The sequence below is a fragment of the Aminobacter sp. J41 genome (genome assembly GCF_000526635.1).
GTDB lineage: Bacteria > Pseudomonadota > Alphaproteobacteria > Rhizobiales > Rhizobiaceae > Aerobium.
Window position 1 is genome coordinate 141,478 of sequence record NZ_JAGL01000003.1, and the last position, 12,792, is coordinate 154,269.

The following is a 12,792-nucleotide window of genomic DNA, read 5'->3' on the forward strand; positions in this document are numbered from 1 at the left end:
TCAAGGCAAGCGAGGGAGGGAGCATCCGCTTCCTCCTTTTTCTTTGACCGGATTTCAGGGGTTGAAGGGAAAATCCGGCAGCTGGTTGAAAGCCGCGCGCAACGCGTCGGACCAGCCTTCCGACACCTCGCGGTAATACGGATCGTCCTGTTCGAGCCGGGACTTGTAGGTGATCTCGAAAGAATCGCGCTCATAGAACAGCAGGTCGAGCGGCATGCCGACCGAAAGATTCGCGCGGATGGTCGAATCGAACGAGATCGCCAGCAGCTTTGCTGCCTGAGAAAAGCTCATCTCAGGATCGTAGGCACGGATCAGGATCGGCTTGCCGTACTTGGTCTCTCCAATCTGGAAGAACGGAGTGTCGTCGCCGCTCTCGATGAAATTGCCCTCGGGATAGATCAGGAACAGGCGCGGCTCGCCGCCCTTGATCTGGCCGCCGAAAATGAAGGAGGCACTGAAGGCGTCGGCGTTTTGGCCGCCCGAAGCGGAGGTGGCGATCACCTCTTTCACTGTATCGCCGATCATGCGGGCGGCCTGGAACATTGATGGCGTCTTCAGGAGCGATGGAGAACGCTCCGCCACAGCCTTTGACCGCTCGTCCAGCAGGCTCACAACCGACTGCGTGGTTGCCAGATTGCCGGCCGACAGCAGCACGAAGATGCGCTCCCCGGGCACTTCCCACGTGTACATCTTGCGGAAGACCGAGATCGAATCCACGCCGGCATTGGTGCGCGTGTCCGACATGAAGGCGATGCCGCGATTGAACTTCAAGCCGACGCAGTAGGTCATCTCAGTGCTGCCCTGGTACCGATCACGGATTACTGCTCGACCGTAATGTGAACTTCAAGCAGTTCCTGCGCCTGCCCCAGGCGAATGCCGGAAATCGGCATCGCATCGCGGTAATCGCGGCCCGTTGCCAGCCTGACATAGCGCCCGTCGGGCGAAATTCCGTTCGACACGTCGAAGCCGACCCAACCGAGACCGGCAATATGTGCCTCCGCCCAAGCGTGAGTCGCGGCTTGCTCGGTGGTCTCGTTCAGCATCAGGTAGCCGCTGACATAGCGGGCGGGGAAGCCTAGTTCGCGCGCACTGGCAATGAAGATGTGCGAATGGTCCTGACAGACCCCCTCGCCCCGCTCCAGCGCTTCTTCCGCCGTTGTGGCCGCGTCTGTCGTGCCGACGCGGTAGGCAACGCGATCGCGGATGGCGTTGGACAGGCCGTGCAGCCGCTCGATGTCATTGCCCGAGGTGAACGGTGCAGCAATTTCCGCCGTCAGTGCGCCGGGCTGGGTCAGTGGGGTCGCTTGCTTGAACAGCCACAGCGGCGCGTAGCCCGAATGCGGGCCAGTGACGCCAGCCGTGTCCCGGACCTCGATTTCGCCACGCGCGGTGATGGAGATAAGGGTTGAGCCCGACGGAACGCTGTAAAGCCGCGTGTCATTGCCGAACTGGTCGAAGAACCGGACCTCTTCGTCGGCACCCAACACGTCTAGCTGCCACGAAATGATCTCCTGCGTCTGAGCCGGCGGCGGGCAAAGCCTGATCCGCTGCAACGCGTAAGGCACCGGAGCATCATAGGAGTACTGCGTGGAATGAGAAATCTTCAGCCGCATCAGAAGAACCTGTAATCTGCTGCAACTTCGTCGCCCAACCTGTTGTTGCAACGAATGAATTCCGTCAGATATTCGTGCAGACCGTCCTCGAAGATACGATCGATCGTGTTGGGCTGCAGCTTGGCGCGGATCTCGTCCAGCGTGTCGTGGCAGGTGTGGCGCTCGCCATAATCGTCGGCCAGAAGTTCGAGGCTTTCGGCAATCATGCGGTAGCAGAACGCCAGTGAGCGCGGCATGCGGCGGTTGAGGATCAGGAAGTCCGCGATGTTGCGCGGCTTGTAATCGCCCTCATAGACCCAGCTGTAGGAGCGATGAGCCGAAACCGAACGCAGGATCGATTCCCACTGATAGTTGTCGAGTGACGAGCCCACCCAGGAAATCGACGGCAGCAGCACGTAGTACTTAACGTCGAGGATGCGGGCCGTGTTGTCGGCACGCTCGACATAGATGCCGAGCTGGGCGAAATCGAAAATCTCGTTACGAAGCATCGTACCGTGGAAGGCGCCGCGGATGAGCGCGGTTTGACGCTTGATCTTGTCGAGGATCGACGGAAGCTCGCGCTGGTCGATTTCCGGGGCCAGCAGCTTCTTCAGAAGCATCCAAGTCTCGTTGATGCTTTCCCACGTGTCGCGTGTCAGAGCAGTGCGAACCATGCGCGCGTTGGCGCGGCCCATTTCAATGCATGAAAGCACGCTCGACGGGTTGCCGGGATCGCGCAGGAGAAAATCGCCGACCGTCTCGGCTGTGTATTCGGGGTGGCGCGCGTCGAACGCATATTTCGCGCCGGCGCTGAGGACCACCGACGCCCATTCGTCCGAGGCGGCTTCGGTGCGGGTCAAAGCGAGGCGAAGGCCGGCGTCGACGAGACGCGCCATGTTCTCGGCTCGCTCAATGTAGCGGCCCATCCAGTAGAGGCCGTTTGCCGTGCGTCCAAGCAGCATGTCAGTTGGCCCCGCTAGTCATCGAGCACCCATGTGTCCTTGGTTCCGCCACCCTGCGAAGAGTTCACCACCAGCGAACCTTCCTTGAGCGCGACGCGGGTGAGCCCGCCCGGAACAATGCGGATACGGTCGGACACCAGGACGAAGGGGCGAAGGTCGACATGGCGCGGTGCAAGCCCCGCCTCGGTGAGGATCGGACAGGTTGAGAGCGCAAGCGTCGGCTGGGCGATGTAGTTGCCAGGCTTGGCCCTGAGCTTGGCGGCGAATGCCTCGCGCTCCTTTTTCGAAGCTGTCGGGCCAACAAGCATGCCGTAGCCGCCGGAGCCGTGCACTTCCTTGACCACCAGCTCTTCGAGATGCTCGAGCACGTATTTCAGGCTATCCGGCTCCGAGCAGCGCCACGTCGGGATGTTGCCGAGCAGGGGCTTGCGACCGGTGTAGAACTCGACGATCTCCGGCATGTACGAATAGATCGCCTTATCGTCAGCGATGCCGGTGCCGGGGGCATTGGCAATCGTGATGTTGCCTGCGCGGTAGACGTCCATGATGCCGGGCACGCCCAGGGTCGAATCCGGGCGGAAGGTCAGCGGGTCAAGGTAGGCATCATCCACACGGCGGTAGAGCACATCGATCTGCTTGTAGCCCTGCGTCGTGCGCATCGCGACATGGCCGTCAATGACGCGCAGATCATGCCCCTCGACGAGTTCGACGCCCATCTGGTCGGCAAGGAAGGCGTGCTCGAAATAGGCCGAGTTGTACATGCCGGGTGTGAGCACCGCGACGGTCGGACGTCCGTTCACGCCTTTCGGCGCGACCGCAGACAATGACTGGCGCAACAGCTGCGGATAGTCCTCGACGGGCCGCACCTTCACCTTCTGAAACAGCTCCGGAAAGAGCTGCATCATCGTCTCTCGGTTCTCCAGCATGTAGGAAACGCCGGAGGGTGTGCGGGCATTGTCTTCGAGGACGAAAAACTCGTTCTCGCCGGTGCGGACGATGTCGACGCCGATGATGTGGGTGTAGACGCCGGCGGGTGGGCGAACGCCGATCATTTCCGGCAGGAAGGCATCGTTGCCGGCAATCAGGTGCCTCGGGATGCGGCCCGAGCGCAGGATTTCCTGGCGGTGGTAGATGTCGTCCAGGAATGCATTCAGCGCCTGGACGCGCTGCTCGATTCCCTGGGTGAGCCGCCGCCACTCGCTTCCCGAAAGAATTCGCGGGATGATGTCGAACGGGATGATGCGCTCCGCGGCTTCCTGTTCACCGTAGACCGCGAAGGTGATGCCCGTTCGGCGAAAGACGGTTTCCGCATCGAGCATCTTTTCTTTGAGGCGGGAAGGATCCTGCGACTGCAGCCAGGCGTCATAGCCTGCATATGGCTGCCTTACTCCGGCGTCACCTGGACGCATTTCATCGAACGCTGCCAAACGGACACCTCCATTCGCACCCATATCAATGGGCATCTTGAATGAAAGCAAGAACTTTTCGCAGGCCTCGCAGCAAAGCCTTTCAGCTGGGCACGATGATTAAGGCTGAGGCAGCGGCGCGACGAATTACGTCTAGCGAATGAGCAGCTTAAGCCATGAAGTTAAACGAACAGAACTTCATGACCCGCAGCTGTAGAAGCAAGCAAGCCCTGCGAATCTTTTCCTAGAGTGGGGCGATGTCGCCCGCAGCCCAGCCAGCGGTAATTTCGGCAGCGCGCTCGACGAAGCGCCCGGACTCGATCGCCGCGCGGATGTCAGCCATGAGCTGCTGGTAGTAAGAGAGGTTGTTCCAGGTCAGCAGCATCGCGCCCAGAGCCTCGCCCGACTTCACCAGGTGGTGCAGGTAGGCACGCGAATAGTCACGCGCGGCCGGGCAAGGGCTTTCCTCATCGAGAGGACGCGGATCGTCGGCGTGGCGCGCGTTGCGCAGGTTCACCTTACCGCGGCGGGTGAAGGCGAGGCCATGGCGCCCTGCCCGCGTCGGCATCACGCAGTCGAACATATCGATACCGCGCGCGACGGACTTGAGAATGTCGTCGGGCGTTCCCACGCCCATCAGGTAGCGGGGCTTGTCGGCCGGCAGGACCGGACAGGTGATGTCCAGCATGTCGAGCATCACTTCCTGCGGCTCGCCGACGGCAAGGCCGCCAACCGCGTAGCCTTTCAGGTCCATGGCCTTCAGGGCTTCCGCCGACCGCTCGCGCAAGCGCGGAACATCGCCGCCCTGAACAATGCCGAACATCGCCTTGCCGGGCTGGTCGCCGAAGGCGACCTTGCAGCGCTCCGCCCAGCGCAGCGAAAGCTCCATCGCCCGCTCGATTTCCTTCTCCGAGGCAGGCAGCGCGACACACTCGTCGAGCTGCATCTGGATGTCGGAGTCGAGGAGGCCCTGGATCTCGATCGACCGCTCCGGCGACATCTCGTAGCGGCGGCCGTCGATGTGCGACTGGAAGGTCACGCCCTGCTCGTTCAGCTTGCGCAGCTGCGCTAGCGACATCACCTGGAAGCCGCCGGAATCGGTCAGGATCGGGTACGGCCAGCGGGCGAACTCGTGCAGGCCGCCGAGCCTCGCAACACGCTCTGCGCCCGGACGCAGCATCAGGTGGTAGGTGTTGCCGAGGATGATGTCGGCGCCCAGATCGCGCACCTGATCCATGTACATGGCCTTGACGGTGCCGCCGGTCCCGACAGGCATGAAGGCCGGCGTTCGGATGGTGCCGCGCGGCATCGTGATCTCGCCCCGCCGCGCCTTGCCGTCAGTAGCGAGAACCTTGAACGAGAACTGTTCGGTCACGTGTCACTCCGGAAAAGCAGGCTGGAGTCGCCGTAGGAATAGAAGCGGTAGCCGCTGGCGATCGCGTGGGCGTAGGCCGCCTGCATCGTCTCAAGGCCGCAGAATGCCGACACCAACATGAACAGCGTCGAACGCGGCAGGTGGAAATTGGTCATCAGGACATCCGCGGTGCGGAACCTGTAGCCAGGCGTAATGAAGATGTCGGTAGCGCCCGACCATTCCTTCAGAAGACCATCGGAGCCGACGGCGCTTTCCATCAGCCGCAGCGAGGTAGTCCCAACCGAAATGATGCGCCCGCCGCGCGCCTTCACGGCATTGAGCGCCTCAGCCGTACGTGCGGAGACGTGGCCGATCTCGGAATGCATCTTGTGGTCGGCGGTATCGTCGGCCTTCACCGGCAGGAAGGTGCCAGCGCCGACATGCAGCGTCACGAAGTGCCGCTCGATGCCGGCGGCATCCAGCGCCTCGAACAGTTGCGGTGTGAAGTGAAGCCCGGCGGTCGGCGCGGCAACGGCACCCTCCTCACGGGCATAGATCGTCTGGTAGTCGATCCGGTCGCGCTCATCGTCCATGCGGCGCGTGGCGATATAGGGCGGCAACGGAATATGTCCGACCGCATGCAGTGCTTCGTCGAGCGCGGGGCCCGAAAGGTCGAAGGCTAGTGTGACCTCTCCCGCCTCGCCCTTCTCGACGACTGTGGCGTCGAGCGAGCCGATCAGGCAGGTGTTACCGCCGTGGCCGAAATTGATGCGGTCGCCGACGATCAGCCGCTTGGCCGGACGCGCGAACGCCTTCCAGCGGTCGGCCGCCACGCGCATGTGCAGCGTGGCGTCGATCTGCGCAACCGAACCGTCGCGGCGGCGCAGGCCGGTCAGCTGGGCAGGAATGACACGGGTGTCGTTGAAGACGAGCGCATCGCCCTTGCGCAGCAGCGACGGCAGGTCGCGCACGATCCGGTCCTCGAACGGCTCACCTTGGCGCACGACCAGCATACGCGCCGAATCCTTCGGATCCGCGGGCCGCAGCGCGATCCGTTCATCGGGCAGGTCGAAGTCGAAAAGGTCCACTCGCATCAGGCACGACCATACAAGGTGACGTCACCCCAATGAATGCCGGCAACGCGCTTGAAGAAAACTGGAGAGAAGGACGCGGACGCGTTCAGCCGGCCACGTCCCGAAAGGCAATTACAGGTCGGCGGCAACGCGCATCGAGACGATGCTGTCGGGATCGCGCACAGGCTCGCCGCGCTTGATCTTGTCGACGTTTTCCATACCCTCGATGACCTGGCCCCAAACCGAATACTGGCGGTTCAGCCACGGAGCGTCCTCGAAGCAGATGAAGAACTGCGAGTTGGCCGAATTCGGGTTCTGCGAACGCGCCATCGAGCACGTGCCGCGCACGTGCGCCATGTTCGAGAACTCGGCCTTGAGGTCCGGCTTGTCCGAGCCGCCCATGCCGGTGCCGGTCGGGTCGCCGGTCTGGGCCATGAAGCCGTCGATCACGCGGTGGAAGACGATGCCGTCGTAGAAGTTCTCGCGGGCGAGTTCCTTGATACGGGCGACATGGTTCGGAGCCACATCCGGCAGCAGCTGGATGACGACCTTGCCCTTGGTCGTTTCCATGATGATCGTGTTTTCGGGGTCCTTGATCTCGGCCATGTGGCGTCCTTCCTGATCTGGAGTTTCTGTTTTACTTGGCGTCCGCGGCAATGCGGACGGAGATCATGCGGTCCGGATCAGTGACTTCGCCGTTGGGGCCCTGTCCGCGCTTGATGTTGTCGACGAATTCCATGCCGCTCTCGACGTTGCCGACGATGGTGTAGGAGCCATCGAGGAACGAGCCCGGAGCGAACATGATGAAGAACTGCGAGTTGGCTGAGTTCGGATCCTGCGAACGGGCCATACCGACCGTGCCGCGAGCAAACGTCTCGTTGGAGAACTCGGCCTCGATGTTCGGAAGCGACGAGCCGCCCATGCCGACCCGCTGGCTGTTGTAGCCGTTCTCGAGGTCGCCAAACTGCACGTCGCCGGTCTGGGCCATGAAGCCCTCGATCACGCGGTGGAAGGCCACATTGTCGTATTCACCGTCGCGAACCAACTTCTTGATCTGTGCAACATGCTTCGGCGCCAGATCCTCACGCAGCGCGATCACCACCTCGCCGTCCTTGAGCTTGATGATCATCGTATTCTCGGGATCTGCCGCGAGTGCTGCAGAGCCAGCGAACAGGCTGGCCGCGACAAGGGCCGACGAGACGAATTTCAGAAACTGCATGAGTGGCTCCGTGTTCAGGCCTTGAACTTGCGTTCAAGCGCCTCGACAACATTGGACGGGACGAAAGGGCGGATGTTGCCGCCCATCGCTGCAATCTGCCGGACGAGTGTGGCAGTAATCGTGCGCACCGACGGGCTTGCCGGCAGGAATACCGTCTGCAGTTCCGGCGCCATGATCCCGTTCATGCCCGCCATCTGCATCTCATAGTCGAGGTCGGTGCCGTCACGCAGGCCGCGGATCAGCATGGACGCGCCGTGCTCGCGCGCGGCATCAACGAGCAGACCCTTGAACGAGACGATCTTCAATTTTGCAGCGTCCACGCCCGGTTCCTGCTTCGCCCACCCCTCGATGAGTTCCACGCGCTCCTCGAAGGTGAACAGCGGCTGCTTGGACGCCTGGATACCAATCCCGACAATCACCTCGTCGGCGAAAACCATCGCGCCCTTGAGCACATCGAGGTGGCCGTTGGTCAGCGGGTCGAACGACCCGGCATAGAATGCGATGCGGCTTTTCATGGTCTGGCTTCTATCTGGACGAACAGCCCAAGGCAACCGGGCATCCGGCAGCAGATGAATGCCGGATGAACGGCTCCCTCAGTAACGGTTCAAGCTGAATCCTTCAAAACGCATTCAGCATGAAACGAAAGGCCGCTTCAACCGTTAGCTGAGCACGAAGGAGATGCGCGATGATGATCTACCTGCTTGCTGCCACCATGACCCTGGCCATGCTGATTGCAACTGCCCTGGGTCTCCACAACGAAGCCCAGAGCGTCAAGCTGGAAGCGCAGCGTAAGGCTGCTCGTCGCCACATCACCTTCGGCTAACTTAGTCCTCCAGTGGTGCGGGTGGTGCATCCTGCGCGCCATCCGCACTTTCTTCATTGTCTTCCGGTTCGGAGATGCGCTCCACGGAGACAACCTTCTCACCCTCAGCCAGATCGAAGATGGTCACGCCCTTGGTTGCGCGGCTGGCGAGACGTATGCCGTTGACCGGCACACGGATCACCTGGCCGCCATCGGAGACCAGCATGATCTGGTCTTCGTTCTCGACCGGGAAGCCCGCAACAAGACGACCAATTTCGGCGACCTTAGAAACATCGGTGGCGCGGATGCCCTTGCCGCCGCGTCCGGTGACGCGGAAGTCGTAGGACGACGAGCGCTTGCCATAGCCGTACTCGGTGACGGTGAGCACGAACTGCTCACGCGCCCTAAGCTCGTCGAAGCGCTCCGGCGACAGCGCGGTCTCCTCGCCAACATCCTCGTTGGTGAGGCTGATCTCCTCACCCTCGGTCTCTCCATTCGCCAGGCGACGCTCCGCAGCTGCTTGCCGCAGATATGCCGCACGCTCTGCCGGGCTTGCGTCGACGCCATGCAGGATCGTCATGGAGATCGCCTGCTCGTTCTCGCCGAGTGCGATGCCGCGCACGCCCTGGGAGTCGCGGCCCTTAAAGACACGGACTTCCGTGACCGGGAAGCGGATGCACTGGCCCGAGTTGGCGATCAGCAGCACGTCGTCATGCTCGGTGCAGGTTTCGACCGCAAGGATGGCATCGCCTTCCTCGTCGAACTTCATCGCGATCTTGCCGTTCCGGTTCACCTGGACGAAGTCGCTCAGCTTGTTCCGGCGCACGGTACCGCGCGTCGTCGCAAACATCACGTCGAGGTTCGACCAGCTGCTCTCGTCCTCGGGCAGCGGCAGGATCGCCGTGATGCGATCGCCTGCCTCGATGTTGAGCAGGTTGACGAGCGCCTTGCCACGGGACTGCGGCGTGCCAATTGGCAGGCGCCAGACCTTCTCCTTGAAGACAATGCCGCGTGAGGTGAAGAACAGGACCGGCGTGTGGGTGCTGGCGACGAACAGACGCGTGACGTAGTCCGTGTCCTTCGTTGACATGCCGGAGCGACCTTTGCCGCCGCGAGCCTGCGCCCGGTAGATCGAGAGCGGCACGCGCTTGATGTAGCCTTCGTGCGTGACCGTAACGACCATGTCCTCGCGCTGGATGAGGTCTTCGTCATCCATGTCCGCACCGCCTTCGGCGATTTCCGTGCGGCGCGGGGTGCCGAACTCGTCGCGCACGGCGATGAGCTCGTCCTTGACGATCTGCAGGATGCGCGGGCGTGAGGAGAGGATGTCGAGATAGTCGGAAATCTCGGCGCCGATCGTGTTCAACTCGTCCGCGATTTCGTCGCGGCCAAGAGCCGTGAGGCGCTGCAGGCGCAAATCGAGGATGGCGCGGGCCTGCTCTTCCGAGAGGTTGTAGGTGCCGTCCTCGTTGATCTTGTGGCGCGGGTCGTCGATCAGGCGGATCAGCGACTCAACGTCAGCGGCCGGCCAGCGGCGCGTCATCAGCTGGTCGCGCGCGGTCTGCGGATCAGGCGCCTGGCGGATCAGCTTGATGACCTCGTCGATGTTGGCCACGGCAATCGCCAGGCCGACGAGGACGTGGGCGCGTTCACGCGCCTTGCGCAGCAGGTACTTCGTGCGGCGGCTGACAACTTCCTCGCGGAAGCTGACGAAGGCCCTCAGCATGTCGAGCAGCGACATCTGCTCGGGCTTGCCGCCGTTCAGCGCGACCATGTTGGCGCCGAACGACGTCTGTAGCGGCGTGTAGCGATAAAGCTGGTTGAGGATCACCTCGGCGTTTGCGTCGCGCTTCAGCTCGACGACGACGCGATAACCCTGACGGTCGCTTTCGTCGCGAATGTCGGAGATGCCCTCGATGCGCTTGTCGCGCACCAGCTCGGCCATCTTCTCGATCATCGTCGCCTTGTTCACCTGATAGGGAACCTCAGTGATGATGATCGCCTCGCGGTCGTTGCGCATCTCCTCGATATGCACCTTGCCGCGCATGATGATCGAGCCGCGGCCCGTCTGGTACGACGAATAGATGCCGGCACGGCCAAGGATGATGCCGCCGGTAGGGAAGTCCGGACCCGGGATGTGCTCCATCAGCTCCGGCAGCTCGATCTCTGGATTGTCGATGAGCGCAATGCAGCCGTTGACCAGCTCGCCCAGATTGTGCGGCGGAATGTTGGTCGCCATGCCGACGGCAATACCGCCCGAGCCGTTGGCGAGCAGGTTCGGGAAGCGCGCAGGCAGCACCTTCGGCTCGACCTGCGAACCGTCATAGTTGTCCTGGAAGTCGACAGTGTCCTTGTCGATGTCCTCGAGGATCTCGTGGGCGACCTTGGTCAGGCGCGCTTCGGTGTAACGCATCGCCGCCGGAGGGTCGCCGTCGATCGAGCCGAAATTGCCCTGCCCGTCGATGAGCGGCACTCGCATCGACCAGTCCTGCGCCATGCGGACCAAGGCGTCATAAATTGAGGCGTCGCCATGCGGGTGATATTTACCCATCACGTCCGAGACCGGACGAGCCGACTTCACGTATTTTCTGTTCCAGTGGTAGCCGCTCTCATGCGACGCATAGAGGATGCGGCGATGTACGGGCTTGAGGCCATCTCGCACATCCGGCAGCGCACGCGAAACGATCACGCTCATGGCGTAATCGAGATAGCTTCGCTGCATCTCCTCTATGATGGAGATCGGCTCGACACCTTCAGGCAAGTCCTGAGGCTCGCGCGGCGTGGTCTGGTCAGTCAATGGAGATCACGATCATGCTGGAAAACACCCTCCCCTTATATAGGAATTGGAGCAATTTTTCCAAATCGGAGAGCGGATTTCCAAAGTCAAATTTTCGTTGCGCGCCAATGGCTTACAAAGCACCCGGGAAAGCTGTTCATGAAATGCGCCGCACCCTCCCGGCAAACCGCCAAAACGGGGGCCTCAGAGCGAATCGCTTATGCGGGATTTTTCTGCCAGACTGGGCAAAATCCGCCGCCGAAATTGCGCCGACCGTCGGAAGAATTAGGGGGAACTTGCCGCATGCCGAGCATCGACGTCATATTCAACGCCTTCGTGACGATCCTTGTGACGATTGACCCACCCGGCCTCGCGCCGCTGTTCCTGGCACTCACTCCAGGCATGCATCGCGGCCAAAGAATGCAGGTGGCGACACGCGCTTGCATCATCGGTTTCGGGGTGCTGACGCTGTTCGCGATCGCCGGAACGGTGATCCTCAACGTGTTCGGGATCACCCTTCCCGCATTTCGCGTGGCTGGCGGCCTGCTGCTGTTCTGGATCGCTTTCGAAATGATCTTCGAGCGGCGCCAGGAGCGGAAGGAGCGCAGCGCGGAAACCGCGATAACGAAGGATCACATCCATAACATCGCCGCATTCCCCCTCGCCATCCCGCTGATGGCCGGTCCGGGCGCGATTTCGGCGACGGTACTTCTGTCTGGAAGGTTTCCGGGCGCGAGTGGCGGCTTCTGGCTGGTGTTGATCCTTGCCGCCTGTATCGGCATCACCTGGCTGACATTCGCAGCAGCGGAGCGCATCGAGCGCTTCCTGGGTGAAACCGGCCGCTCGATCCTGACGCGCCTGCTCGGGGTGATCCTCGCGGCACTGGCGGTTCAATTCGTGGCGGATGGGATAAAGGCACTGATGGCCGCCTGAGCCGGTGAAAGACTGTCCGGCCCAGGCAAGCTCGGTTCGCTTGGGAGGCGAGCCTCACTGCTGTTGTGCGGGCTGCTGGGCGGCGGGCGCACCGCCTGCGGCGGCAGCCTTGGTGATCTCGCCGTTGATCCGCTGCGCCAGTTCCGGATCGGCCTGCGCAGCCTGAATGATCATGTTGTATTCCTCGACGGTGATCCCGTCGGTTGAGTTGACGGCGTCAACCATCTTCTGCCCCGCTTCCTGCTGCAGCTTCTGCTGGGCCTCAACGGATCCCGCGGCAGCGATCTGCGGCTGGTATTCCTGGGTGACCTCGCTGACCTCAAGGAACGCCGTGGCGAATGACTGCAGCTTCTGGTCATCGATCTGGGGGGCGGTGGCGGCAGGTGCCTGCGCTTCGGGCGCGGGCGCCGCAGGCGAGGCCTCCTGTGCAGTTGCCACGCCCAGCGATCCGGCGATTCCGAAGGCGACAGCGGTCACGCCGGCAAGGAGGGTACGGTTCAGTTTCATGCACTTAATCCTCTTCTGGGTCCGCGAGCGGACGGAAAAGGCGATCGCAGAAGTCCCCTGCCCCGCATGCGAAAGCCGTGTACGAAGCAAACCGCCAGAAGCCGATTTGAATGTGGCGCAACCCGCGCCAAAAGATGAATTTGCCTCACATATGCGAAACGGGCGAGA

The 12,792-nt window shown here is 62.1% G+C and carries 13 protein-coding genes; 2 read left to right on the top strand and 11 right to left on the bottom strand.

What is annotated here, in order from left to right:
* Positions 1-54 precede the first annotated feature (54 nt).
* The 9 genes from L630_RS0103550 to coaD all read right to left on the bottom strand — a co-directional run bounded on the left by L630_RS0103550 (position 55) and on the right by coaD (position 8,121).
* Positions 55-789 carry a proteasome-type protease gene (locus L630_RS0103550; protein ID WP_024846910.1) on the bottom strand — a complete coding sequence of 245 codons (735 nt, stop codon included), beginning with the start codon at positions 787-789 and terminating at the stop codon, positions 55-57.
* 29 nt (positions 790-818) lie between these two features.
* Complete coding sequence (locus L630_RS0103555) at positions 819-1,613, bottom strand: transglutaminase family protein (protein ID WP_024846911.1); 795 nt, start codon at positions 1,611-1,613, stop codon at positions 819-821.
* Positions 1,613-2,554 carry an alpha-E domain-containing protein gene (locus L630_RS0103560; protein WP_024846912.1) on the bottom strand — a complete coding sequence of 314 codons (942 nt, stop codon included), beginning with the start codon at positions 2,552-2,554 and terminating at the stop codon, positions 1,613-1,615. Before L630_RS0103560 ends, L630_RS0103555 begins: the two co-directional genes overlap by 1 nt.
* Before the next feature lie 14 nt (positions 2,555-2,568).
* On the bottom strand, positions 2,569-3,981 hold the full coding sequence (locus L630_RS0103565; protein ID WP_024846913.1) for a circularly permuted type 2 ATP-grasp protein: 1,413 nt from the start codon (positions 3,979-3,981) through the stop codon (positions 2,569-2,571).
* Positions 3,982-4,204: 223 nt separating this feature from the next.
* Positions 4,205-5,335, bottom strand: coding sequence for a tRNA guanosine(34) transglycosylase Tgt (tgt, locus tag L630_RS0103570; protein ID WP_024846914.1), 1,131 nt, complete (start codon positions 5,333-5,335; stop codon positions 4,205-4,207).
* Positions 5,332-6,408: a tRNA preQ1(34) S-adenosylmethionine ribosyltransferase-isomerase QueA gene (queA, locus tag L630_RS0103575; RefSeq protein ID WP_024846915.1), complete on the bottom strand. Its 1,077-nt coding sequence runs from the start codon at positions 6,406-6,408 to the stop codon at positions 5,332-5,334. The genes tgt and queA overlap by 4 nt, the downstream gene beginning before the upstream one ends.
* 111 nt (positions 6,409-6,519) lie before the next feature.
* Positions 6,520-6,993, bottom strand: a complete 474-nt coding sequence (locus L630_RS0103580) for a peptidylprolyl isomerase (RefSeq protein ID WP_024846916.1) — start codon at positions 6,991-6,993, stop codon at positions 6,520-6,522.
* A 31-nt stretch (positions 6,994-7,024) separates the two neighbouring features.
* Positions 7,025-7,606: a peptidylprolyl isomerase gene (locus L630_RS0103585; RefSeq protein ID WP_024846917.1), complete on the bottom strand. Its 582-nt coding sequence runs from the start codon at positions 7,604-7,606 to the stop codon at positions 7,025-7,027.
* Positions 7,607-7,620: 14 nt separating this feature from the next.
* The gene (gene coaD / locus L630_RS0103590) at positions 7,621-8,121 is read right to left on the bottom strand and encodes a pantetheine-phosphate adenylyltransferase (protein WP_024846918.1); all 501 of its coding nucleotides are present in this window, start codon (positions 8,119-8,121) and stop codon (positions 7,621-7,623) included.
* A 170-nt stretch (positions 8,122-8,291) separates the two neighbouring features.
* Here coaD and L630_RS23120 point away from each other — a divergent pair, with 170 nt between their 5' ends.
* Positions 8,292-8,429 carry a hypothetical protein gene (locus tag L630_RS23120; protein ID WP_186445265.1) on the top strand — a complete coding sequence of 46 codons (138 nt, stop codon included), beginning with the start codon at positions 8,292-8,294 and terminating at the stop codon, positions 8,427-8,429.
* 1 nt (position 8,430) lies between these two features.
* On the opposite strand, the gene gyrA is transcribed toward L630_RS23120, so the two are convergent.
* Positions 8,431-11,205, bottom strand: coding sequence for a DNA gyrase subunit A (gene gyrA, locus L630_RS0103600; RefSeq protein ID WP_024846919.1), 2,775 nt, complete (start codon positions 11,203-11,205; stop codon positions 8,431-8,433).
* A gap of 282 nt (positions 11,206-11,487) precedes the next feature.
* On the opposite strand from gyrA, the gene L630_RS0103605 reads away from it, so the two are divergent.
* Complete coding sequence (locus L630_RS0103605; protein ID WP_024846920.1) at positions 11,488-12,117, top strand: MarC family protein; 630 nt, start codon at positions 11,488-11,490, stop codon at positions 12,115-12,117.
* A 54-nt stretch (positions 12,118-12,171) separates the two neighbouring features.
* Here the strand turns inward: L630_RS0103605 and L630_RS0103610 are convergent, their stop codons facing one another.
* Positions 12,172-12,624, bottom strand: a complete 453-nt coding sequence (locus tag L630_RS0103610) for a DUF4168 domain-containing protein (protein ID WP_024846921.1) — start codon at positions 12,622-12,624, stop codon at positions 12,172-12,174.
* Positions 12,625-12,792: the final 168 nt, after the last annotated feature.